Origin of the sequence: Corynebacterium sp. HMSC073B01 (assembly GCF_001838255.1) — a bacterium.
Taxonomy (GTDB): Bacteria; Actinomycetota; Actinomycetes; order Mycobacteriales; family Mycobacteriaceae; genus Corynebacterium; species Corynebacterium jeikeium_D.
Genome location: NZ_KV836137.1, coordinates 130,146 through 154,180, shown reverse-complemented (window position 1 = coordinate 154,180; position 24,035 = coordinate 130,146). Strand labels below are relative to the sequence as shown.

Annotated in this window: 23 protein-coding genes; 9 read left to right on the top strand and 14 right to left on the bottom strand. The window is 57.5% G+C overall.

Annotated elements, in window-relative coordinates; translation table 11 throughout:
• Positions 1-96: 96 nt before the first annotated feature.
• From HMPREF2849_RS01160 to HMPREF2849_RS01150, 3 genes are all read right to left on the bottom strand, one after another.
• Positions 97-735 (bottom strand): DedA family protein, encoded by a 639-nt coding sequence (locus HMPREF2849_RS01160; protein ID WP_016421557.1) that lies wholly within the window; start codon positions 733-735, stop codon positions 97-99.
• An 83-nt stretch (positions 736-818) separates the two neighbouring features.
• On the bottom strand, positions 819-1,436 hold the full coding sequence (locus HMPREF2849_RS01155; RefSeq protein ID WP_016421558.1) for a trimeric intracellular cation channel family protein: 618 nt from the start codon (positions 1,434-1,436) through the stop codon (positions 819-821).
• Between the two features lie 99 nt (positions 1,437-1,535).
• The gene (locus HMPREF2849_RS01150; protein WP_049193760.1) at positions 1,536-2,384 is read right to left on the bottom strand and encodes a carbon-nitrogen hydrolase family protein; all 849 of its coding nucleotides are present in this window, start codon (positions 2,382-2,384) and stop codon (positions 1,536-1,538) included.
• Between the two features lie 143 nt (positions 2,385-2,527).
• Here HMPREF2849_RS01150 and HMPREF2849_RS01145 point away from each other — a divergent pair, with 143 nt between their 5' ends.
• The 3 genes from HMPREF2849_RS01145 to HMPREF2849_RS11270 are packed head-to-tail and all read left to right on the top strand — an operon-like array spanning position 2,528 to position 4,394.
• Positions 2,528-2,845, top strand: coding sequence for a hypothetical protein (locus tag HMPREF2849_RS01145; RefSeq protein ID WP_038626786.1), 318 nt, complete (start codon positions 2,528-2,530; stop codon positions 2,843-2,845).
• A complete protein-coding gene (locus HMPREF2849_RS01140; protein ID WP_246822074.1) occupies positions 2,833-4,230 on the top strand; it encodes an alpha/beta hydrolase in 1,398 nt (465 codons plus the stop codon). Before HMPREF2849_RS01145 ends, HMPREF2849_RS01140 begins: the two co-directional genes overlap by 13 nt.
• 17 nt (positions 4,231-4,247) lie before the next feature.
• Positions 4,248-4,394: a hypothetical protein gene (locus HMPREF2849_RS11270; RefSeq protein ID WP_246822073.1), complete on the top strand. Its 147-nt coding sequence runs from the start codon at positions 4,248-4,250 to the stop codon at positions 4,392-4,394.
• 108 nt (positions 4,395-4,502) lie between these two features.
• Here the strand turns inward: HMPREF2849_RS11270 and HMPREF2849_RS01135 are convergent, their stop codons facing one another.
• Genes HMPREF2849_RS01135 through dnaK form a run of 4 tightly spaced genes read right to left on the bottom strand, consistent with a single transcriptional unit; the run spans position 4,503 to position 8,601 of the window.
• Positions 4,503-4,913: a heat shock protein transcriptional repressor HspR gene (locus tag HMPREF2849_RS01135; RefSeq protein WP_016421562.1), complete on the bottom strand. Its 411-nt coding sequence runs from the start codon at positions 4,911-4,913 to the stop codon at positions 4,503-4,505.
• Entirely contained in the window at positions 4,913-6,109 is a 1,197-nt protein-coding gene (gene dnaJ, locus HMPREF2849_RS01130) for a molecular chaperone DnaJ (protein WP_005511752.1), read from the bottom strand. The genes HMPREF2849_RS01135 and dnaJ overlap by 1 nt, the downstream gene beginning before the upstream one ends.
• Positions 6,110-6,169: 60 nt before the next feature.
• Positions 6,170-6,757, bottom strand: coding sequence for a nucleotide exchange factor GrpE (gene grpE / locus HMPREF2849_RS01125; protein ID WP_016421563.1), 588 nt, complete (start codon positions 6,755-6,757; stop codon positions 6,170-6,172).
• A 2-nt stretch (positions 6,758-6,759) separates the two neighbouring features.
• Positions 6,760-8,601: a molecular chaperone DnaK gene (gene dnaK, locus HMPREF2849_RS01120; RefSeq protein WP_016421564.1), complete on the bottom strand. Its 1,842-nt coding sequence runs from the start codon at positions 8,599-8,601 to the stop codon at positions 6,760-6,762.
• Positions 8,602-9,118: 517 nt separating this feature from the next.
• On the opposite strand from dnaK, the gene HMPREF2849_RS01115 reads away from it, so the two are divergent.
• On the top strand, positions 9,119-9,850 hold the full coding sequence (locus HMPREF2849_RS01115) for a YcnI family protein (RefSeq protein ID WP_016421565.1): 732 nt from the start codon (positions 9,119-9,121) through the stop codon (positions 9,848-9,850).
• A 223-nt stretch (positions 9,851-10,073) separates the two neighbouring features.
• Here the strand turns inward: HMPREF2849_RS01115 and HMPREF2849_RS01110 are convergent, their stop codons facing one another.
• On the bottom strand, positions 10,074-11,132 hold the full coding sequence (locus tag HMPREF2849_RS01110) for a chymotrypsin family serine protease (RefSeq protein ID WP_016421566.1): 1,059 nt from the start codon (positions 11,130-11,132) through the stop codon (positions 10,074-10,076).
• 381 nt (positions 11,133-11,513) lie between these two features.
• On the opposite strand from HMPREF2849_RS01110, the gene HMPREF2849_RS01105 reads away from it, so the two are divergent.
• On the top strand, positions 11,514-12,290 hold the full coding sequence (locus HMPREF2849_RS01105; protein WP_016421567.1) for an enoyl-CoA hydratase: 777 nt from the start codon (positions 11,514-11,516) through the stop codon (positions 12,288-12,290).
• Positions 12,291-12,296: 6 nt separating this feature from the next.
• On the opposite strand, the gene HMPREF2849_RS01100 is transcribed toward HMPREF2849_RS01105, so the two are convergent.
• Entirely contained in the window at positions 12,297-12,905 is a 609-nt protein-coding gene (locus tag HMPREF2849_RS01100; protein WP_016421568.1) for a YdcF family protein, read from the bottom strand.
• A gap of 790 nt (positions 12,906-13,695) precedes the next feature.
• Here HMPREF2849_RS01100 and HMPREF2849_RS01095 point away from each other — a divergent pair.
• The 3 genes from HMPREF2849_RS01095 (at position 13,696) to HMPREF2849_RS01085 (ending at position 19,171) form a co-directional block, all read left to right on the top strand.
• The gene (locus tag HMPREF2849_RS01095; RefSeq protein WP_070862480.1) at positions 13,696-17,028 is read left to right on the top strand and encodes a (Fe-S)-binding protein; all 3,333 of its coding nucleotides are present in this window, start codon (positions 13,696-13,698) and stop codon (positions 17,026-17,028) included.
• Positions 17,029-17,277: 249 nt separating this feature from the next.
• Positions 17,278-18,384 carry a histidine kinase gene (locus tag HMPREF2849_RS01090; protein WP_246820044.1) on the top strand — a complete coding sequence of 369 codons (1,107 nt, stop codon included), beginning with the start codon at positions 17,278-17,280 and terminating at the stop codon, positions 18,382-18,384.
• Between the two features lie 133 nt (positions 18,385-18,517).
• Positions 18,518-19,171, top strand: coding sequence for a response regulator transcription factor (locus tag HMPREF2849_RS01085; protein ID WP_070862479.1), 654 nt, complete (start codon positions 18,518-18,520; stop codon positions 19,169-19,171).
• A 140-nt stretch (positions 19,172-19,311) separates the two neighbouring features.
• Here HMPREF2849_RS01085 and HMPREF2849_RS01080 read toward each other — a convergent pair whose 3' ends face one another.
• From HMPREF2849_RS01080 to HMPREF2849_RS01070, 3 genes are read right to left on the bottom strand one after another with little or no spacing between them, the layout of a single operon-like run.
• Complete coding sequence (locus HMPREF2849_RS01080; RefSeq protein WP_016421572.1) at positions 19,312-19,911, bottom strand: hypothetical protein; 600 nt, start codon at positions 19,909-19,911, stop codon at positions 19,312-19,314.
• 8 nt (positions 19,912-19,919) lie between these two features.
• Positions 19,920-20,594, bottom strand: coding sequence for a hypothetical protein (locus HMPREF2849_RS01075; RefSeq protein WP_005511744.1), 675 nt, complete (start codon positions 20,592-20,594; stop codon positions 19,920-19,922).
• Between the two features lie 47 nt (positions 20,595-20,641).
• Entirely contained in the window at positions 20,642-21,238 is a 597-nt protein-coding gene (locus HMPREF2849_RS01070) for a hypothetical protein (protein ID WP_048734421.1), read from the bottom strand.
• 518 nt (positions 21,239-21,756) lie between these two features.
• Here HMPREF2849_RS01070 and HMPREF2849_RS01065 point away from each other — a divergent pair.
• A complete protein-coding gene (locus tag HMPREF2849_RS01065; protein ID WP_048734418.1) occupies positions 21,757-21,948 on the top strand; it encodes a hypothetical protein in 192 nt (63 codons plus the stop codon).
• 49 nt (positions 21,949-21,997) lie between these two features.
• On the opposite strand, the gene HMPREF2849_RS01060 is transcribed toward HMPREF2849_RS01065, so the two are convergent.
• Positions 21,998-22,765: an FMN reductase gene (locus tag HMPREF2849_RS01060; RefSeq protein ID WP_070862478.1), complete on the bottom strand. Its 768-nt coding sequence runs from the start codon at positions 22,763-22,765 to the stop codon at positions 21,998-22,000.
• Positions 22,762-23,886, bottom strand: coding sequence for a CE1758 family FMN-dependent luciferase-like monooxygenase (locus tag HMPREF2849_RS01055; protein WP_070862477.1), 1,125 nt, complete (start codon positions 23,884-23,886; stop codon positions 22,762-22,764). The genes HMPREF2849_RS01060 and HMPREF2849_RS01055 overlap by 4 nt, the downstream gene beginning before the upstream one ends.
• Positions 23,887-24,035 lie beyond the last annotated feature (149 nt).

Sequence of the window (24,035 nt, the reverse complement as noted above, 5' to 3'; positions counted from 1 at the left end):
GAAAATCAGACACACTTTTTGTCACTTAACCCGCACCAGGTTTTCTTGGTGCGGGAGTTTTTCTGTCGGCGCCTCTGCCCTTACGACAGCACCGTCCTACACCGAGCGCTTCGCAACAGCTGCTTTACGACGCGCATTCACACCACCAATGACAACCGGTAGCACGGAAATTGCAATGACCAGCAACATGATCTTGTCGATGGAACTGGTGATTCCCGGAATGTTGCCCAGCAGCACACCAACAGCGACCATACTGGCGACCCAGCCAATCGCACCGGTGACATTCCAGCCGATGAACTTTCCGTAGGGCATATTCGCAGTGCCCGCCGCCAGCGGAACGTAGGTGCGCACAATGGGAACAAATCGCCCCAGCACCAACGACAGTGGTCCGTACTTGGCAAAGAACTTCTCGGCCGCTTCCAGCCGATTAGTTCGGAGCACCTTGGCATTGTCGCTGAACAGTTTGCGGCCGAAGGAGTGGCCTAAGAAGTAACCGACTTGATCACCCAGCACCGCGGCAATAATACCGATAACCAGCACCTGCCAGGTGTGGACATCTAGCTCTGACCTTAAGACGGCAGCAGTGACCAACAGCGAGTCACCGGGCAGAAAAGGAAAGAGCACACCGGACTCAATAAAGATGATGAGTCCAAGCCCCGCAAGCACCCAAGGGCCAAACCCCTGGAGTAGAGCTTCGGGGTCTCCGATACCGGAGAGGAATCCAGAAAAATCCATAACGGCAATCTTTTCAGCAACAACTATCGATTCTGCTGAGCTAATTAGAGTATTTTGCTGAGAGTTTTTCTGGGTACTGTGTTTTAATCGCGCCCCTGATAGTCAAATACCGGCAGCGACCAGCCACGCCAAAGCGCCGCTAGTCGAATGAACAGTGCGGACAGCACCGCACAGATGATGTTGATGTTCTCGTGCAGGCCAACCATGTCGAGCACGTAGTAAAGCGTCGCCGCGACGACTGCGATGGAGGCATAGAGCTCCTTTTGAAACACCAGCGGGACGCGGTCACACATCAGGTCGCGGAGCACACCTCCAAACGCACCGGTAAGAACGGCGCCGACAATAGCGATGATGACGCCGTGCCCCATTTCCATGGCCACGCGGGCACCAATGATGGAAAACGCCGACAAACCGATTGCGTCAGCGACCAAGAACACGACCCGGAAGTGCTTCATCAGGAAGTCGGCCAACAGCACCGTGATCAGTGCTGCACCGACAATAACCAGCAAATACTGTGGGCTTGCAACCCACACCAACGGATAGTGACCGAGAATGACATCGCGCAGGGTACCGCCGCCGATAGCAGTCATGCACGCAATTGTTGAAACTCCAAAGAGATCCATGCGCATTCGACCGGCCGCTAGTGCGCCGGTGACGCCTTCGGCCGTAATTCCGATGACCCAGAGGATGTGGAGCAGCATGATAAGAAATATAAAGGACTTCGCCCGAATCGGTAGAACTATAGGCTAATATCCCGCAATCTTCGCCCCCTCGACTCGGCCCGCTTCATTGCTTCCCGGCTAGCCCTGATCGCGAATTTCCAGCACCGGAATCGAGCGACGAATCCGCTCCACCTCCGCTATATCCACATCGGCCACAAGCAACTGCGGGTCGTAGCCCGCCGAGGCAATAACTCCGCCGTCCGCATTGACCAACATGGAGTGCCCCGCGCCGGTCGGCCCCTCATCTTTCCCCGCGGCCTTCGCCCCACCAGGCCGGGCTGCATCGACTGCCGCAATCACACAAGTGCTATCCAGTGCGCGTGCCGACACCAGCGTCTGCCACTGCCTTACCTTGCCCGGGCCGTCATTCCACGATGCAGGCAGCGCGATGACCTCTGCGCCCAGGTTGGCCAGTTGAATGAATTGCTCCGGGAACCTGATGTCAAAGCATGTCGCAAGACCGAGGGCGACCGACGATCCGTCGGCAAGCGGGACATCACAGACCACGTGCGCGTTGCCCGGCGCGACAGTATCCGATTCGCGAAACCCAAAAGCGTCGAAGAGGTGGAGTTTGTCGTAGAACTCGACACCGGGGCCGTCCTCATCACGCCAAGCCAGAAGCAGCGAATTGAAGACGCGGTGCATCGTCTTACCGTCGCGCTCCACTTCATCTGCCGGCCGGAACATGCCGACCACCACGCTGATTCCGGCATCGTGAGCGGCCTGCGAGACCTCCGCTACGAACCTATCGCTGCTGGACTCCGCCACGACATCCAGGCGACCGGAATTGAACGCCTTCATCGTGGCCTCGGGGAAAACCACCAAATCGGCGTTGTCCTGTGCTGCCCGCGCGATAGTCACCTTCACCGCGTCCAGATTCTCTTCAACCGACGCTGACAATTCCAACTGAGCCAATGCAATACGCATGCCTAAATGCTACCGACTACCCCGGATTGACCGCCCTGAAGTTATCCACAGCGCGGCTTCCTGCGTTGCTTCCGCTCAGAGTTATCCACAGTTCGCTGAAGATGGTCTTCCGCTGCCTTTCGCCACCCAGCAGAATCAAAAACATGGCCGAACACATCACAGTCAATCCAGCTCAACTATCCGCCTTAAGCCGCTCTTACCAGCAGATCTCCACTCGTATTGATGGTCTTTCCACCATCGTCGCAGCTGCCCCGGGAAGTGCCGACCTCACCTCTGCCCTGCCCGGCTCACGGATTGTCCCCGCTGCCTCCACTACTTGTGGGAAGTGGTCGGAATCATTGCTTGCCGCGTGCACAAACATCGACGTTATTGCGCAGGCTGCCGATGCCCTCGCGGTCAGCGCTCTCGCGCACGAGCATGACCAGTCCGCCGCCTTGGAAAAGCCGTCATGGTCACGGTAGGCGAAGCGCTGCTGTGGCGTGTGGATTCGCTGGAGACGCTTGCCCGGGCGCTGCGTTCCGGGGCGCGCGCCCTCACCGATTCCGCCGACAGTTCCCAGGGCGCACTCAACGCGCTTTCAGAGGATGACTTCGCCGGCGACAACCGCAGCGCCGCCGAAGCTTCTGTCACCCACAGCTCCACGCGTCTGCGCCGGAGCAGCGTAGCGCTCGAACGTCTCGCCGCCTGCTGCAGCGATACCGCCGCCATGCTTAACGACGTCATCCGCGAACTTACCGACGCGGTAAACCAGGCAACCAACCTGGGGTTTCAGGTGAATCTGGTTTCTGGTGCGGTGACTCCGCCGGAGGGCATGCTGTCTACGATTGCGCGCAGCCTCGTTCATCCCAAAATTCCTTCCGGGCCTTTCACCATGGCCGAATGGCGTGCAACCTCGCAGCTTCGGATTCAGTCGGCCTTGGCTGAACTCAACCGACTCGATGAGAAGGCGGCGGGCGCAATCTCAGCTCTTTCACCACTGGTGGCAAGCGGAGCTAGTGGCTCGGGTAGATTGCAGCCATCGCAGGCTGGTCGTGGTACTGGCACCACTAGCGACAAAGAGATTGACGGTGGTTGGGACTTGGAAGTTGGGAGCAGATGGGCTGGGGCGTATTCGAGTAGCCCGCTATCAGAGATAGATGCCACCATGTCCGCTCGCGCCAGGGCTTTGGGGCTGCCTCCTGGACAACTATTGGAGTCCTCGCCTGGACATTCTGCGATTGCGTTCGGTGACGTTGAGCGAGCATCGACTGTGATTACTCTCGTCCCCGGCACCAGCTCTAGCGCGGAGGACGCTAGCAGGCAGTTCGAGCGCGTAGCCGCGACCTTCCACGCCGCCGGTGAAGATCCGGAGGATGTGGCGGTGGTGTTGTTTTCCTATGACGCGCCGCCCGACCTCCGTGAGGCCATACGCACCGAGTATCACAATTTTGCCGCTGAGCGCCTGCAGCACTTGCAAGCTGGTTTGATTGAGCGTTCCGGTGGCGTCGATAGTGGTGACACTGCGATCGCCGGTGGCCTTACTAGCCACGGCACGTCTTCTACTCAGCGGCACGTTGTCGCCGGCTATAGCTATGGGGCGACGGTGGTCTCGCAGGCTTCCCTTGGTAGTGGCCTCTACGCGGATAGGGTGCTGCTCATAGCTCCGCCAGGCGTTGGCCCCGGACTGGAGCGCGCAAACGACATGAAACTACTCAAGCCGGACGGCACAGTCCGACCCGAAAATGAGAATAGCCACCGTGTGGCAGTGGCGACGTCCCCGATGGACCCCATTCGTATTCCTGCCGAACTGGGGATTCATGGGAAAACCCAGCGGATAAGGATTTCGGCGCGTACACACTCAACCTGAGTGAGCATGGCCTGTCCATGCGAGATTTGACCGATTTCATGGTCACTCCCGTGCAGGATATTCCTCAAAAGTATCGGCACGTTCAGGGCAACCCGCACATCGAACACTACTTTGACGACGAAGTTTTCACCCGCGAGACCAACCGGTGGCTAACTGACAGCTGACCGGCGTCTCAGATCGGCGGTTGCGAATCCACGGCCCAAATTAACAAGCCAAAAGAAAACGGACTAACCAGGCGACGCTGGTTAGTCCGTTCACTCAGCCGTGTGGGATTACCTTTCCCCACCGCGGTTGTCTTTGTGCCGGCGTCGTGTGCGCGGCTCCCACATCACCACTGCCGTAGAGCGTGGGACGTGAACCAGTTCGCCTCGCGAACGACGAGCCTGTGCCTTTGCTTGATAGAGCTGCTCTCGCAGTTCTGCATTTTCCTGCTCAAGCGAATCCACCCGCTCAGTCAGGTCGATGATGGCCTTAATACCGGCCAGGTTGACGCCGTCTTCCTGACTCAGACGCTGAATCTCACGCAGCAGCGCCACATCGCGTTTGGTGTAGCGCCGACCTCCGCCGGAGGTTCGCTGCGGAGTTACCAACCCGAGTCGGTCATAATTACGCAGCGTCTGCGCATGCATGCCCGCGAGATTCGCGGCTACGGATATGACATAGACCTCAGTGTTGTCGGACATTATTTCGCACCTGCCCAACCCTCACGAGGATTGAACCCACTGGCACGTTCCGCTTCGACGTAGGAACGCAATGCCGAAGTGGCATTGTCGTCCAAATTGGTCGGCACCTTCACACGCACGGTTACCAACAGGTCACCCGGAGTGCCATTGCGCTTCGGGATTCCTCGACCGCGCACACGCAGTGTTCGGCCATCGGCTGTGCCAGCCGGGACACGCACGCGAATCTTGTCACCCAACGTCGGCACAGTAATAGTGCCGCCGAGCGCGAGCTCGCCGAAGCTCACGGGCACCGTGACCTCAAGGTCGTTGCCGCTGCGGGTGAAGACTTCATCCGGACGAACGTGAACGGTGACAAAGAGATCACCGGCCGGACGCCCCCGCAGTCCCGCTTCACCTTGGCCCGCAAGACGGACCTTCTGGCCGTCCACCACACCAGCGGGGACGCGAACGGTGATGGTACGACGGCGGGTGGTCACACCGGTGCCGTTACACTGCGAGCAAGGGTTCTCGATACGAGTGCCCTGGCCACCACAGTCCGCACACGGACTGGAGAAGCCGAAGGCCCCCTTTTGCTCCTTGACATATCCCGAACCATGACAGGTGGTACACGTCACCGGTGAGGTTCCCGGCGCTGCACCCGAACCATTGCAGTTCGTGCATGGCGACGGGTTGGTGAGCTGCAGCGGGATGGTGACACCTTGGGCAGCCTCGCGGAAATCGAGCGTAATCTCTGTCTCCACATCCGCACCACGGCGGGCCTTCTGCCGCCCGGCAGCACCAGCGCCACCATTGCGGTTTACGAAGCCGCCCAGGAAATCACCTAGGCCACCTGCACCACCAGCATTGCCACCGAATCCGGCACCTCCGCCGAAGAGATCCGACACGTCGAAGTCGAATCCACGTGCACCGGCAGCACCGGCTCCGCCGGCACCTGCGGCACCGGGGAATCGGAAACCACCTGCGAGAGCTGCACGCAGCTCATCGTATTCGCGGCGCTTGTCCTCGTCACCGACCACCGAGTATGCCTCGGAGATTCGCTTGAACTTATCTTCAGCGGCCTTGTTACCCGGGTTCTTATCCGGGTGGTTCTCCCGGGCTAACTTGCGGTAGGCCTTTTTAATCTCGTCGAGTGACGCAGACTTAGAGACGCCCAAGTCAGCGTAATAGTCCTTATCTGCCCATTCCCGTTGAGTCATGGTGCATCTCCTCCTTTCAGAAAAACTAATTCAAAGAAATCTGCGTCACTTGTGTCTCCGCTACTGCGGATCGCCGATGATTACCATCGCCGTACGAATGACACGGTCATTAATTCGGTAGCCCTTGCGCAGCACATTGGCTAGAACCTTGTCATCCCCTTCGGAGAGATCCTGGACAGCCTCGTGGATGTCCGGGTTGAACTCCTCTCCTGCGGCACCAAATTCCTCAACACCCTGTGCGGTCAGCACGCCACGGAATTTATCCGCGAAAGCCTTCAGCGGGGTGCCGTCTGCCAAGTCGCCGTGCTCTTCAGCCCGGTCGAGGTCATCAGCCAAAACCAGCAGTTCTCCAGCCAGCTTTGCCTTCGCCTGTACGCGCTCGGCTTCACGGTCTCGGTCAACTCGACGACGGTAGTTTGCGAACTCCGCCGACAGGCGCTGCAGGTCCTCCGTGCGCTCATCCAACTCACGCTGGATGGCTGCAACTGGGTCTGCAGCTTCCTCCGCGGCGGTGTCGCCGGCGGCACCTTCGGTCGCCGGCTCCACGTCGTCGTCAAGCTTGGCCTGCTCGAAGACCTCATTGACCTGATCGGCCAGGTTGGCCGGCTCCTCCGGGGTGGGCTGGTTTCCCTGATCCTGGTCAGTCATTCTTACTTGTCCTTCTCGTCCTCGTCGACGACCTCAGCGTCAACGACGTTGTCGTCAGCGTCAGCGGCCTCAGCACCCTCGGCTGCGGTTGCACCCTCAGCTGCCTGAGCCTCGTAGATAGCCTTACCCATCTCCTGGCTCTCGGTGGACAGCTTCTCGACGGCGGACTTGATGGCCTCGATGTCGGAGCCCTTCAGAGCCTCGTCGACTTCCTTGGCAGCCTCTTCAACGCGGTCGCGGATGTCCTGGGAAACCTTGTCCTCGTTCTCCGATGCGAACTTGCGGGTCTGGTAAGCCATGGACTCAGCCGAGTTGCGGACTTCCTGCTCCTCGCGGCGCTTCTTGTCCTCGTCAGCGTGCTTCTCAGCGTCCTTGATCATCTGGTCGATCTCCTCCTTGGAGAGGCCGGAGCCGTCCTGGATGGTGATCGTGTTTTCCTTACCAGTGCCCTTGTCCTTAGCGGTGACGTGGACAATGCCGTTGGCGTCGATGTCGAAGGTGACCTCAATCTGAGGAACACCACGCGGTGCCGGAGCGATTCCGCCCAGCTCGAAAGAGCCCAGCAGCTTGTTGGCAGCAGCCATCTCGCGCTCGCCCTGGAAGACCTGAATCTGAACGCTCGGCTGGTTATCTTCAGCGGTGGTGAAGGTCTCCGAACGCTTGGTCGGGATTGTGGTGTTGCGCTCGATCAGCTTGGTCATGACACCGCCCTTGGTCTCAATACCCAGCGACAGCGGGGTGACGTCGAGCAGCAGCACGTCCTTGACCTCACCGCGCAGAACGCCGGCCTGCAGAGCAGCACCGACTGCGACAACCTCGTCCGGGTTAACGCCCTTGTTCGGCTCACGACCACCGGTCAGTTCCTTGACCAGCTCAGAGACTGCCGGCATACGGGTGGAACCACCGACCAGCACGACGTGGTCAATGTCGGAAACCGGAACATCAGCGTCAGCAATGACCTGCTGGAACGGCTTACGAGTGCGGTCAAGCAAATCAGAGGTGATGCGCTGGAACTCAGTACGGGACAGGGTCTCGTCCAGGAACAGCGGGTTCTTGTCAGCATCAACGGTGATGTACGGCAGGTTGATAGATGCCTGCTGCGAGGAGGACAGCTCAATCTTGGCCTTCTCAGCAGCCTCACGCAGACGCTGCAGAGCCATCTTGTCCTTGGTCAGGTCAATGCCGTTGCTGGACTGGAACTTCTCAACCAACCAGTCAACGATGCGCTGATCCCAGTCATCGCCACCGAGCTTGTTGTCACCAGCAGTTGCGCGAACCTCAACAACACCGTCGCCAATCTCCAGCAGGGAGACGTCGAAGGTACCGCCACCGAGGTCGAAGACCAGAATGGTCTGCTCCTTGTCGGACTTCTCCAGACCGTAAGCAAGTGCAGCAGCAGTCGGCTCATTGACAATGCGCAGGACGTTCAGGCCAGCAATCTGACCTGCTTCCTTGGTTGCCTGACGCTCAGCGTCGTTGAAGTAAGCCGGAACGGTAATAACCGCATCAGTGACGTCGTCACCCAGGTAAGACTCAGCGTCGCGCTTCAGCTTCATCAGCGTACGAGCGGAAATCTCCTGCGGAGTGTACTTCTTGTCATCGATCTCGATGCTCCAGTCAGTACCCATGTGGCGCTTGACCGAACGAATAGTGCGATCAACGTTAGTGACAGCCTGGTTCTTAGCGGACTGGCCAACCAGGACCTCACCATTCTTTGCAAATGCAACCACCGACGGAGTGGTGCGCGAACCCTCAGCGTTCGCAATCACCTGAGCCTCGCCGCCCTCGAGGACGGAGACACAGGAGTTCGTCGTACCCAAGTCAATACCAACAGCGCGTCCCATGATGAACACCTTTCTAGAAGAGTAAAAGAATTGCCCTTAAGTCTTACGCGCTCAAGTCTGCATTGCCGTAGAAAATCTGTCAAGCAAACTTGAGTGTGTCCGACTCAATGTTTGTCATGCTGTGCAACGGACTATGGGGCAAAGTTATTCCCACCCAACTCAACTTTTCTAGAAAAACCTCCATCACCCCAGGTCAACTCGATAAAAGATTTTTGTAAAACTATGTTCTAAAGCTACTCGCGGTAGCCGACAGCGCAATTTTCTATACAAAATCCTGTCTTCGGCCTCCAGGGGGAATTTCTTAGCACTAGCCCTGGGAACTTTCCTGCAAAGCGAACCGACTAATCCCCTGACGTGTTTTGCAGCCACCGGCTCATCAACAGGCCATGCCCTTTGTTACCCCCCCCCATGACCTGCCACCGAATCAGCCCTGGCGGCTCCACTGATACATGTCTAACTTCTCCCCACTTACGGGGCGATTGAGCCAAGAATTCATCCCACTTTTTAGGAGTTTTTCGTGCCTCAGAATGCACAGCGACACCATTTCCCCTTTTTCCGTGGGCTCGCAGTAGCGTCGGCAAGCGCCGCACTAACCCTCGCCTTCCCTGCCATTGCATCCGCACATGTGCATGCAACCCCGTCGTCTGCCCCGATTGGCGGCTACGCAGATCTGGCTTTCGGGGTCGGCCATGGCTGCGACGGTTCGCCGACGACGAAGGTCGAGTTCACCATCCCGGAGGAGTTCGAAAAGGTTACGCCGAACATGAACGCGAACTGGGATGTCACGAAGGAGTCGACCGGCTCTGGCGAGAATGAAAAGGTGCAGAAGGTCATCTACACCGCAAAGACTCCACTGCCGTCGGACCTGAAGGATTCTCTGACGCTCAGCGTGAAGGTGGCTGATAATGCAAAGCCGTCGACGGTTGAGGTGCCGACGCTGCAAACCTGTGAAAAGGGTTCGATGAACTGGGCTGAAAAGGACCACGATAGCGATTACCCGGTTCCAACCGTGGAGCTGATTGAGAAGTCGGCAGACGATGAACATAGCCACGGTCACGACCACAGCCACAGTCATGGCACCGGCGAGACAGAGCACGGCGATAACCACTCGGGCAACGTGGAGCATTCCGCAGCTACTACCAGCGAGGACTCAAGCAGCACGCTTGGTGGCTGGGGCCTGGGACTCGGCCTCGTGGGCGCACTGACCGGTATTGCCGCATTGGTGATTTCACTGCGTAAGCGAGGTTAAATCGCTTTGACATTTCTTGAACAGTTTTCCCGCCTTTACCCGGCACGGACGAACCATTGAGGTTTTGAAACGGTTTTCTAAGCGAATAAGGATTCAAGGGTCTGGTTTCCGATAGCTAATTGGAACCAGACCCTTTCGTCATTCCGCGACCAAACACCCTCCGCTAGAAAGCTGCCGGACCTCCGGTCCAACCCATCAAGAGCAGCTCAACCTAGCGCGCGAGTCACTGGAGAATGGTCAAATTAAACTGCTTAATCAACGGAGATAGAGCTGCAGCACCATTTGAAATTGCGTCATGAGGGAAGCCGTAACTTGTCATCCCCACTGCATAAATCCGGTTTGGGTCTTCTGGATCCACAGCCCAAACTGCCCCGCCAGAATCGCCATGGTCCGAAATATTTCCGAATCCGAACATGTAACTCCCCACAGTCTCTTTGTAGGGGCCACATGAAAGCCCACTACGGTACCCAAGACGGCAAACGCGAGGTTGTTCTTGCTCGAGCCATTGAGGACTTGCCCAGCCAGCTAACTCCGCCCCCTTAAGCATGGGAGTGCCGTAAACATTCTTAGGGTTAACAGTCAACTCAATCAATGCATGATCTGTCGGGTTGTTCTTAGCCTCCAGGTCAAACGACCTCCAGACAAATTGTCCGACTTTATAGAACTTCCCTTTTTCATCCTCTACGTATACGCTGTCTCCCTTATTCCCGCAGTGCCCAGCACTTGTGATGTAGTGCCGCTGGGGTTCATCCTTGTTGTACACCCACCACGCAAAGGAACAGGATGAAGTCGAATCACCAGCCCCCTTCACAAGAAAACGAGCTCCCGGCGCAATAAGCGCTGAGTTTTCGAGGAACTCCCATCCTTGACTATTGCGGTAGATTTTCTCATTCTCTGGATTACTAGGCTCCAGTTTGGTCGAACCATCACCCATTCCCTCAACATCGGTGCCCGATTCCGCTGAACCGGTGTCCGATTTATCGGAACTATCATCGGGTTTTTCCATCCCCGAACTGGGCGCACTAGTCGAAGATTGGCTGTCATCCCCCTGAGACTGCCCTGCACTTTCTTCCTGCGAAGTTGATGTTGAAGAACTTTCTCCGACCCCCATAGCGTTTTTCAAAGAATCTGCATCGCATGCACTCAACCCCACTGCCAGCAAAGCCGCGATTGTGGAAGCCCAAACTCGTCGCTTGAATGACTTGCCCCTCTTACCGCTTCCCTCGGTAACCAAACCGACACTCGATGATGTAAGCGAGCGTGTCTCCATTTCCGGATTCATATCAATACTCCTGTGACGCTTAAGTCATTTCGATCGATGGACCCACATATGCCCGCGAGTGCAAACTTTTACGTAGGTTTTCGGTCATTTGATGAGCTTTTGTCGCGATTGGACTGCTAGCTTCGTCGTAAGTATAAGAAGAAACCTTCCATTCGGCATCAAAAGGTGAATAAGTTTTCGGCACTTTCTTATAACGTCGTTAGCCCAGCTCCGGCCACAAAACGCCACAAACACAGATTCCCGATCACACTGACCTACCCTGCCGTCGCTTTCCCATCCAGGAAAGCACCGATGTAATCGTCGTAAAGCCCCACCCAAATCCGGCCCCACGGGTAACCTCGCTTACAACCTGATTTCTATTACCGCTTTGGAGACACGAATATGTCCGAGTACACCAACATCCTTACCGAAACCCGAGGTCGCGTCGGCATTATCACCCTGAACCGCCCGAAGGCACTGAACGCCCTGAACCACAAGACCATGGAAGAGATCGGCGCAGCAGCCACCGCTTTCGACAACGACTCGGGAATCGGCGCGATTATCATCACCGGCTCCGAGAAGGCGTTTGCCGCAGGTGCGGACATTAAGGAGATGGCGGACAAGTCCGGCACCGAGATGTATGTCTCTGACTGGTTCGCACGTTGGGATGTTCTGACTTCCGTCCGAACTCCAGTTATCGCCGCCGTCAACGGCTACGCCCTGGGCGGTGGCTGCGAGGTCGCTATGATGGCGGACTTCATCATCGCTGGCGCTAAGGCCAAGTTCGGTCAGCCTGAGGTTAACCTCGGCATCTCTCCGGGCATGGGCGGCTCGCAGCGTCTCACCCGCGCAATCGGCAAGGCTAAGGCAATGGAGATGTGCCTCACCGGCCGCATGATGGGTGCCGAGGAAGCTGAGTGCGCAGGTCTGGTCGCCCGCGTCGTCGAGCCGGAGGCGCTTCTCGACGAGGCCCTGAAGGTCGCCGACACCATTGCGTCGAAGTCACTGGTAGCCACTACTCAGATTAAGGAACAGATCAACCAGGCCTACGAAATGACGCTGTCGCAGGGACTGCTCTTTGAGCGTCGCACCTTCCACTCCCTGTTCTCCTCCAATGACCAGAAGGAAGGCATGGCCGCTTTCACTGAAAAGCGCGAGGCAAACTTCACCAATTCCTAGAAACTGCTAGTTCACAGTCGACGGGACTGCCAGCCACAGAGCCGAGTTGTCGGCGGCAGCATAGGTGTCTCGTGCACGCGGTGTGTGCGTCGGAGAAGTCACAATGACAGCAGCACGAACGCCACGGGCTCCCGATCCTGCAAGGTATGCAGTGCCTGCCGCGTTTTCAACGGTGGAGTCTGAGTTTGTTTCCATCGTGATTCGTCGCTTCCACACTCCCATAGATGCAAGCGCATCACGCATGTACTCAGCCTCAGTCTGGCAGCCCGGCTGAGTACGACCACCCGTGACGACGACCGGGTTAAGCGGATGACGCAGCGCCAGCGAACGTGCAGTTTCCAATCGGGACGTCAAAACAGCAGGAGCACTGCAGTCGGGATTAAGACGGGCCCCGAGCACAATAATCGGCACCTGAGGATCAAGTAACGCAGTCTCCGCAGCTGCACGTCCGACCGGGGACACCACCACTGGAGTCACAAGCGAGCTATTGAACGCCTTGACTGCGACCGCACTGACCGGATTGGCGTTTGCCACTACACCCGAGCCAAAGACCGCACTCGCAGTAAGAATAAGGCCTGCTCCAGCCATAGCGATTGCACGGAAAGATCGCGCCATTAAAGTCCCTCTCAAGAAAAAGTGGCACGGAGAAATCCACACTCCACATGCCATTTAGAATCAGGCGGATAAATCCGCAGTATCACGCTGCTAATACTAGGCGCTACACAAAATGGCGCCTACATAAGAATTACGCGGGGGTGGCCAGGCACTTTCTTCGCCACCAAAATAGCACGCCGCGTACCAGGTAAATTGCGGACGTAGAGGCTTTTAAATCCACTTGGGATTCATAAAAGTGAGTTACATTTAATGACTTTTTCGTTAACTGCCAGCAAATCCCGGGATCCAATAGCAAATTATCCACCAAAACACAGGTACAGAAGTCACTATTGTTATTTATGTTAAGAATGTAACGCATGTGAATACATGTCTGCTTCAGTCAATTTTCGAAGGCCAACACACCACCGAGCACCCCCTCCGTCTCGCGACACAGTCCCGCCCCGACACTCCGGCACTACCCCCACAATGCGTCCGCAAAACATCGAATCGGCAACACTCGACAACTACATACACGCAACGCCGCCGCCACTTCCGCCCATAAAAGCGTGACGACGAAAGTGCCGCGCGCCGTCGTTAAGCGAAGGCGTTAAAACCCGTCGAAACCCTCTCGAATAAAACAACGATTTTTTTGCGTAATTCGTCAAATAACCGCTGGTTACACCGTGTATCGATGAATTCAGCACTATTTTGCACATTAGTTAGGTAAGCGTCCGCGGCTCGTGATAGAACTCACAAGAGAACTATTTTCACTCAGCCATCACCCTGGCTGAGCCAGCCTAGAAGGAACATTATGAGCGTGCTCAACCTCGCCGCGGCGACGGCTGACACGGCGATTCCGGAATCTACCGGATTCACCGTCGCAGTCGGCGTTATTGGCGTCCTGTTGTCCCTGCCCTGCTGGTTCATCTTTATTAAGGGATTCACCCATATGGTGAAGACCATCATGGTGGGCCAAAAGACGTACGGTCACACCGGTGAATGGGGAACCCGTATTTGGACCATGATCCGAGAGATCGTCGGTCACACCAAGATGGCCAAGAAGCCCGGCGTTGCTGTGGCTCACTGGTTCGTCATGGTGGGCTTCCTCCTCGGTTCCCTAGTGTGGTTCGAGGCGTACATTCAGACCTTCTGGCCAGCCGGTGGTTGGCCAATCCTCAGGAATCTGACCGCCTGGCACTTCATCGACGAACTGCTCGGCCTGGGCACCACCCTGGGCATCCTGGCACTGATTCTCGTCCGCCAGACCAACCTGGACAAGGAGCGTCTGAGCCGCTTCTACGGATCCAACGCCAAGGCTGCCTACTTCGTTGAGGCCGTCGTCCTCATCGAGGGCCTGGGCATGATGTTCGTCAAGGCTGCCAAGCTGGCTACCTACGGCGACCACGGTCACACTGGCGCCGAGGTCTGGACCTGGGCGAACTTCGTCACCGGTGGTATCGCACAGATTCTGCCGGCCTCCGAAGTCATGGTGTCCATCTTCGCGCTGATTAAGCTGCTGTCCGGTATGGTCTGGCTCTTCGTTGTTGGCCGCAACCTCACTTGGGGTGTCGCATGGCACCGCTTCCTGGCGTTCGCCAACATCCTGCTCAAGCGCAACGCTGACGGCTACAACGCCCTCGCTGGGGCTAAGCCGATGACCTCTAACGGCGAGATCCTGAACCTGGAAGAGGCTGACCCGGAGGTTGACTCCATGGGCACCGGCGTGGTTACCGACCACTCCTGGAAGGCTCTGCTGGACTTCACCTCTTGTACCGAGTGTGGTCGCTGCCAGGAGCAGTGCCCGGCCTGGAACACTTCCAAGCCGCTGTCCCCGAAGCTGCTGGTTAACCAGCTGCGTGACCACGCTTACGCTTCTGCCCCGTACCTGTTGGCTGGCGAGACCATCGAAACCGCTCGCGAGGGCGAAGGCGCTGGCGCAGCACTCCTGACCAAGCCGCTGGTTGGCGACGGCGATGAGGGCATCATCGACCAGGACGTCCTGTGGTCCTGCACCAACTGTGGCGCCTGTGTCGAGCAGTGTCCGGTTGACATTGAGCACATCGACCACATCGTCGATATGCGTCGTTACCAGGTTCTGGTCGAGTCGGACTTCCCGACCGAATTGGCTGGCCTGTTCAAGAACCTTGAAACCAAGGGCAACCCGTGGGGCCAGAACGCTTCCACTCGCGCCGACTGGATCAATGAGGTCCGCAAGGAAGGCGTCGTTGTCCCGATTTGGGGCGAGGATGTCGAGAGCTTCGACGACACCGAGTACCTGTTCTGGGTCGGTTGTGCCGGTGCCTACGACGACAATGCGAAGAAGACCACCAAGGCTGTTGCAGAGATGCTTTACACCGCAGGTGTGAAGTACGCTGTGCTCTCCCAGGCCGAGGGTTGTACTGGCGACTCCGCTCGCCGTGCTGGTAACGAGTTCCTCTTCCAGATGTTGGCTGAGCAGAACATCGAGCAGCTCGACGAGGTCTTCGACGGTGTGCCGCCGAAGCAGCGCAAGATTGTCGTCACCTGTGCTCACTGCTTCAACACCTTCAAGAACGAGTACCCGGAGCTGGGCGGACAGTACGAAGTTGTCCACCACACCCAGCTGCTGAACAAGCTGGTTCGCGCTAACCGCCTGCAGCCGGTTGCTTCGGGTCAGGGCCGCCAGGTCACCTACCACGACCCATGCTTCCTGGGCCGCCACAACAAGGTATTCGAAGCTCCGCGTGAGCTGATTGGCGCGTCCGGCGCCAACCTCGTCGAAATGCCACGTAATAAGAACACCGGCTTCTGCTGTGGTGCTGGTGGCGCTCGCATGTGGATGGAAGAGACCATCGGTCAGCGCATCAACGTAAACCGCACCGAAGAGGCTGTCGGAACCGGCGCTGAGGCAATTGCCATCGGCTGCCCGTTCTGTAAGACGATGATGAACGATGGCGTCAACAACGTCATCGAGGACGACGAGAAGAAGCCGGAGGTCCTGGACATCGCCCAGATGCTCCGCGACTCCGTGAAGGTCGACGGCGAGCTGCCGCAGGCACGCGAACCGGAGTGGATTGAGCAGCCGGAGCGTGGCTGGGTCGATCCAAAGAAGGCTGAAGAGGAAGAGCGTCAGCGCCTCGAGGAAGAGGAAGCTAAGCGCAAGAAGGCTGAGGCTGCCGAGAAGAAGAAGGCAGAGAAGGCTTCCGCTGCCGGCGCTGGTGCCGCAGCTGCTGGTGCTGCTGCAGGCGCTGCTGCCAAGGGTGGTGCTCCGAAGCCGGGTGGCGCCAAGGGCGGCGCACCGACCCCAGGTGGTGCCAAGAAGGGCGCTCCAGCTCCAGGCGGTGCCAAGGCCGGCGCACCAACTCCGGGTGGCGCCAAGAAGGGTGCTCCTGCTCCGGGTGGCGCTCCGAAGCCAGGCGGTGCCAAGGCCGGCGCACCGGTTCCAGGTGGTGCAAAGGGCGGCGCCCCGACCCCAGGCGGTGCCAAGAAGGGTGCTCCAGCTCCGGGCGGCGCTCCGAAGCCAGGCGGTGCCAAGGGCGGTGCCCCGGTTCCAGGCGGCGCTAAGAAGGGCGCTCCAGTTCCGGGCGGCGCCAAGGCCGCTAAACCGGCCGCGCAGGCAGAGCCAGCAGCTGCAGAAACCGAAGCTCCGACTGAGGCTCCGAAGGCAACGAAGGGCGCTCCGATTCCGGGTGGCGCACGCAAGGGCGCTCCGGTTCCGGGTGGCGCTAAGAAGGCAGCTCCGGCCGCGAAGCCGAAGGCCGAGAAAACCGCTCCCGCCGAGGAAGCCGCTGCTGAAGTAGCGGCCACCGAGTCCGAGCAGCCAGCAGCTGAGCAGCCGAAGACCGCATCCGGTGCTCCGGTTCCGGGCGGCGCACGCAAGGGCGCTCCAATCCCGGGTGGCGCACGCAAGGCCAAGCCAGTCGCTAGCACCCCTGCCCCGGCAGCAGAGGAAACCGAAGCTCAGGAGGCTCCTGCTCAGCCAGAGGCAGAGCAGGCTCCGGCGCAACCAGAGGTTACCGAACAGCAGTCGGCGGAAGATGCTACTTCCACCGAGCAAGCCGCTGAGGCCCCAGCCGAGGAGACGCAGGCACCGTCGGCAAGCGCTAAGAACCTTCCGCGCAACCAGCACGGAGTTCCGCTGCCAGGATCAGCGCGACGTAAGTAACGCTCGCTAAGTAAGCCAAAATCCGCCCGAGAGGTTATTCTTCCCGGGCGGATTTTTTGTGCTTTACGACGATCCCTGCGCCACGGCATTAATCATGCAAATGGCACTCTCAACCGCACTGACAATATATTGATTACTGCATCCCGTTAGAGATGACCGCGTTGTGGTGTGGAAAGAGGTCTTGGCGTAGTGATTAAGAAATCGCTGTCACAGATAAGAGACTTTCTGAGGACTCCGGGGTCAGTGGAGATGGTCATTGCGCTGATCCTCACTGCTCTCGATGCGCTAATTCTCCGCGAGAGCAACTCTGATCTATTGTTGCCAACCATTATCGGTGGCCTTCAGGTCATTCTTGTTGCAGTGGCGACGTATTTGCCGCTCTTTGCCATGGTGGTTGTCCCAGCGAATTTCTTGGCGTTGACTTTCCTTCCTACAGAGCAGGCTCCAATGCAGATTTTCTGCGCGCTTCTCATCGTGGAAGTGATGCGTGCTAACAACAACAAGATGCCGGCGAGAATCACTGCATTGCTCTTGTTGGTAATTTCAAACTACGACGTAAACACAAATACGTTCGCGCGCGACCACGTCGCGACCTTTGTGACAACGCTGCTTTTTGTAATTGCCTACGCCATCGGCATGATGCGCAGTCGCTACAAAGAGCAACGCCGGCAGGCAACGATTGAATCTAACCGCGCCCTGGAAGAACAACGCCTTGAGTTGGCGACCGTGCTGCACGACTCCACCGCCAAGTCCTTTACTCGCGTAACCATGCTGGCGCAGGCGCTCGCCATCGAGCGAGAAGGGACAGATGAAAAGCTTGAAGAGTCCCTGGAGGACATCGCAGAAACCTCCCGAGAAGGTCTGCTACAGCTTCGCCAGTTGCTTTCACTGCTGAAATCCGCTGACAAAGAAAGCTCTTTGACCTCGGCTATTGGCCAAGATGAGCGAGTTCCTAGCATGAACAGGGTGCTCCAACAGGCCAAGGATGAACTGCAGGAAGCTGGGTTTAACGTTTCGCTGGCCACGAGCATTGAAACCGAGCCCTCCTTGACGCAGATTTCAGAAGTTATCTCGCCGGCGCTGTCGGAGTTCTGCACGAATATTCAGAAGTACGGCGAGCCGCAAACGAACGTCCACATTCTGGCGCTGGGCAATGAGGAGGATGGCTTCACGCTCGACATCAGCAATCAGATATCGAAGGCGCTACCGCATTTTCTGCCGCGGGCGATGCTCTCGAGCGGTTTGGGGCTTTCCTCACTGCATCGGCGAGTGCGACCGTGGGACGGTTCCATCACATCAGAACGAGAAGGAAATGTGTGGAATACCAAACTCCACATGCCACCTACCAATCAGTAAGTTACGCTAGCGTAAGATTGGTGTAGTAACCGCCTGTGACGAAGATATCTCTCGAAAAGTCCTGGTTAGCGTAGTAATATCACACGATGACAGATATTGTTCGGTTTTTATAACTTCTATGAAAGGTTCGCGGATGTCTGACATTAAGGTGCTCATTGTCGACGACGACCCACTCGTACTCTCGACGCTGCGAACTTACTTCAAGAAGGCACCGCACATTACCGTGGTCGATGAAGCCAGCGATGGCCACGAGGCCCTCAATATCATTGCCCGCGGTGGCATTGACGTAGTTTTGACCGATATTCATATGCCCAACATGGACGGCGTTGAGCTGCTCGAGCGCATTAAGAAGGTGGAGAATCCACCGAAATTCATCGCTATCACCTCATTTGATACCGATGAAACAATGCTGAAAATCTTGAGTCTCGGCGGAAATGGCTACATTCTCAAAACTGCCCGCCCGGAATCCGTCATTGGCACCGTTGAAGATGTTTTCCAGGGCGGCACCGTCATCTCACCGATTTCTGCGACTCGGCTGATTAAAACCCTGCCGTCCCGCAACATTTCCTCGTACAAGATCACTCAAGCCGAGCGAGAGGTTCTCGGCCTGATCTGCCGCGGTAAGTCAAACCACGACATCGCCAAGGAACTCGGCAAGTCGCCGGGCACTATCAAGAAGCACCTCTCCAGCATGTTCAATAAGTTTGGAGCTACCTCTCGCCTGGACCTGGCGCTGAAAGCAATAGACGCAGGCTTCCACCCGCCGGCATCCGCTGCCGCAGAATAACCAGGGGCTCTGAGATTTGGCCGGTTAGCGGCTCTGAATTGAGCCTTTGCAGGCCCGAGATGGATAGCAAAAAGGGGCATATTCACTTTCGCGAATATGCCCCTTTTACCCGTGCTGAGTGTGGAGAGAGAACTGTGTAACTACTGGATGGTCACCTCGACATGTCGCTCGCGCGGAGCCACACCGAAGTAGGTGCGCCCAATTGGCTCCCACGTCTTCGAGTTGGCGTTGCAGCGAACAGTCTGTCCGGCGAACTCGTCAACCAGGAATCCCCAGCTCAGACGACCAGTTTCACCCTTGCGTACTTCGTATGGCCCGATCTTCTGCCCGAGGCTCCAAACCATCTCTCGGGAGTATTCCCAGGAGTACTTGCGGTTGAGCTCCTTGCTGACCTTCACACTGACAGAGATATTGGTCCACCACTTCTTGGTCTTGGACTCCTTGATGGTCTGCGTCAGCGGAATCGGCTCATCACCGATGTCATTCTTCGTAGAAACAACGCCCTCAACGTCGTAGCGAGAGCCGGTGATTTCCACGAACTCAGCCACCGAACCCGGAGCTTCACAAGTGGTTCCCGGTGCCGGACCGCGGTCAACTGCCGCCGGCTTGGGCACTGGTACCCACTCCTCCGGCGCGAACGGTTCACCGGCTCCTGGATTCGGGGCGGCCACCGCTGTCGGAGCACCGAGTCCGAGCGCAAAGACCGTCGTCAAGCACATGGCGACAACACGCTTTTTCATAACTGCTCCTAGTCGTTAATCGTGGCGGATGCCGGGCCGCCGTCACCGGAGTTACCGCTGACAGGCGCCCACTGCTGACGGTGCTCGCCCTCCTTGGTGGTCTTGTGCCAGACCACGAAGCGAGTCGACGGCCCCTTGCCGTTGTACTCACCGAAGTAGGGCTCACCGCGCCACAGGCCGGTCTTCTGGTCACAGGTGCGAACACGGCCAATGAAGGACTTCATGTGCACGCCGTAGTCTGCGCGAACGGTCTCACCGGGGTTGACGGTCACCGGGCCCAGCTTGTCGCCAACCGACCACTGACTGACCTCGACGATGCCGTACTTGTTCTTCACCCCGTGGAGGAACACGTCCCACATATTTCCGGAGCTCATGGCCTTCACAGACTCGTTGACTCCCTCTGTCACCTCGAGGGTGTACTGAATAGGGCGGTCAGTGCGGTTGGTGAATGAGTTAGTGCCGTTGTAGCGGTCCCATTCGTCGGTAATCCACTGTTCCCAGGGGTGACGCTTGGCATCCTTGACCGGGTCACATTTATCCGTATTGGTGAAACCGGTGTGGTGCTCATCCTGGTCAGGGGTCTGGGTCAGCGGGGTCGCCGCGGCCTGTCCAACGATGCCTGGTGCAAGAAGACTTGCACCCATCACCGCGCAGGCCAGGGCCTTCTTTTTCAGGCTCAACATGGAGAAACTTCCTTCTGCTTCGAGGTCTTAAAGAGGCTCAGCCCGTCTTAGACGGCGTACTCCTTGACCTGTGCCGGAGCAGCACCGTCGACGGAGCGATCAGCTTCGTTGGCGCGCATGGAAACGCGAATGTGGCGCTCCTTCGGGATGGTGCCCCAGTACGGACGACCTGCGTCGATCCACTTTCCGCCCTTACAGGTCAGGTGAGTACCTTCGAAGGACTGGTTCAGGAAGCCATACTCCAGAACACCGGTGTAGCCAGGCTTGACTGGGTACGGGCCGAGGGTCTGGCCAACTTCCCAGGTCTGAGTGGACTGGTAGCCGGCGCTAAAGGTGACATGGAAGAGCTTGAGCAGGTCGAAGTCGACCGAACCGCCGACATTCCAGGACTTGGTCTTGCCCTCCTTCAGGGTCTGGGTCAGCGGCAGGTCGGTGTCGCCGTAGTTAGCGACAGTCGCAGTACCTTCGACCTCGAACTTCGAGCCGGTGATCTTCAGGGACTGGCCGGACTGGCCTTCAACGGAGCAGGTGCCACCGACGGTGCCCGGGGTAGGGGCTGGGGCAGCTTCGGCCATCGGGGCGACAGCCAGCGAGGACATGGTAACCAGGGCTGCAATGGAGCCGGAGAGCAGGGTCTTCTTCACGGCGAAATCCTTTCAGGATGTGACGAGCAACTCGTAAGGAAATACTTGAACTGACACCTGCAAAGGTAAGTCGAAATTCAGCGTTTTGTAATGGAAAATTTTCGACTGGCTTTACGACGGCCGCAGCAATTATCCACATAGTAAAAATGGAATCTCACCGATTTCTGCCACGCGAAAATACGACATCTAATTGACCCTGACCAGCGATTATGGGCGCCACAATAAGATTTCGGCGATCAATTTAAACGCATTAGAACTACACCTTTTGAACCAATTCAAAAATGCCTCGGTCGGCCACTTGGTACTAGACAATCAACATTTCGGCCACTAGCCCACCTACATAAAGACACCAGAGAGTAGCCGAATGGCCACCCCCAGGCGCGGGCAGGTAGAGAGACCTCCACACTTCACACTCTTGATTAAATAGTTATGATTTCTTTATTAATCACTGGCGAAGTCCGGCAGTCCACAAAGCCCTGACACTTTGCCGAGGCAGATATCTTTCGGAGTACTACCTAATGTTTCGACGCACTTCTGTTCTTGCTACCACCATTGCATCCGCAGCACTTTCCCTGGGCGCGCTGACCGGCGCCCCGGCCGCTACCGCAGCACCGACAGCTACGACCAGCAGCGACGACCTGCAGGTTAAGGAATACGCTCTTTCCGATACCTTCTCTTGCGACTACTACAACCTGCCGTGGTGCCGCTAAAGAGCGCTGACGCCGCCCTCCCCTGCCCTCCCTTCACGTGAGCGCACGGCTACTTCGCGGTACCGTCGAGCCCCTCTAGCAGCGTGGCAAAATCCGTGACGTTAGTATCCACCCGCGTGTTTGTACTGCGTCGCCTGTTCGGCGCGCTGGCACCCTGATTCCCCTCGCTGGCCCCGCCCGCTGAATGCGCTGCACCCTTTTCTTCAGCTTCGTTCCCAAAATCTGGACCAAAACCGACTACTGCCGAGCGAACACCGACAAGGTACTCGGCAAGCTCACGAGCTGCACGCACGACGCGATTGTTCATCTCCGCGCCGGACACTCCGCCGGCGCCATTTCCGGCACCATCGCCAGCACCAAAGTCCTCAGTGGCTGCAAATACAGCAGTCGGCATAACCGTGCCGCGCAGGTAGCTAAACAGCGGACGCATCGCATACTCCAGCACCAACGAATGTCGTGCTGTGCCAGCCGTCGCAGCAATAATGACCGGCATAGAAGTCAGCGCATCCTTATCCAGGGCGTCGAAAAACATCTTGAACAACCCCGAGTAAGACGCTGCGAACACCGGGGTCGCGGCAATCAATCCATCAGCACCGCTGACAGTCTCGAGGGCGGCGCGCAATTTTTCGTCGTAAAGCCCTGTGGACATCACAGTGCCGAGGCTGACAGCGAGTTCGCGCAGCTCGACGTACTCAATTTGGAGCCCCTCGCCACGCTTGGAGACCTGCGCCTCGACGGCCTCCGCGATGCGGTCGGCAAGGATGCGCGTGGTTGATGGATCGGAAACACCAGCACTTACGACGACGAGCTTTTTCACTGCTGATTCCTTTCAGCCGGGCGGACGAGAAGGTGCGGGGAATCTACGCCTTCGGCAACCAGCGAGGCATGCGTCGGCGGGTCGGAAGGCACGTGCGCCGGGCGGCGGCGCTCAAACTCTTCACGCAGGACCGGAACGATTTCGGTTCCCAGGATTTCAACCTGCTCCAACGCCATTTCCAGCGGCAGGCCGGCGTGGTCGATGAGGAAGAGCTGTCGCTGGTAGTCGCCAACGGCATCTGCATAGCCCAGGTAACGTTCGATAATTTGCTCAGGCGTGCCGACGGTCAGTGGAGTGATGTTCTCGAATTCTTCCAGAGATGGCCCATGTCCATAGACCGGGGCATTGTCGAAGTATGGGCGGAAAATCTCCTTGGCCTTCTTCTCCGTCTCAGCGGCGAAGACCTGACCGCCAAGCCCGACGATTGCCTGATCAGCAGCACCATGACCGTAGTGCTCAAAGCGCTGGCGGTAGAGGTTGACCATGGCTGTGGTGTGCTCGATATTCCAGAAAATGTGGTTATGGAAGAAGCCGTCCCCATAGAAGGCGGCCTGCTCAGCAATCTCAGTGGAGCGGATTGAGCCGTGCCACACGAAAGGTGCTACACCGTCGAGCGGGCGCGGTGTGGACGTAAAGGACTGCAGCGGAGTGCGGAATTGACCTTGCCAATCCACATTCTCCTCACGCCAAAGAGTGCGCAGCAGGTGATAGTTCTCGATGGCCAGCGGAATTCCCTTGCGAATATCCTTGCCAAACCACGGATAAACAGGCCCGGTGTTGCCGCGGCCCATCATGAGATCAATGCGACCTTCGGAAAGGTGCTGGAGGTAGGCGTAATCCTCGGCGATGCGCACGGGGTCGGTGGTGGTAATCAGCGTTGTCGAAGTCGACAGAATCAGATTTTCGGTCTGTGCTGCGAGGTTGGCTAATAAAATCGGCGGATTCGCCGGTGCCACAAACGGTGGATTGTGGTGCTGGCCAGTAGCAAATACATCGAGGCCGACCTCTTCGGCCTTCTTCGCTAGGGCGACAGTTGCCTTAACTCGCTCATGTTCAGTAGGGATTTGTCCAGTCGTGGGATCTTTTGTGACGTCGCCAATTGTAAAAATTCCGAATTGCATAATTCTCAATCCTAAATAGCGGTTGTTGACATGTCAACGCCTGTTATGCTGGGCATAAGCACTTAAAACGACTCCATATGAACCGCCTCCAACCAAAGGAGCCTCGCCCAGCCATGACAAAACCCCGAACCGATCGCCCGACCGGATGT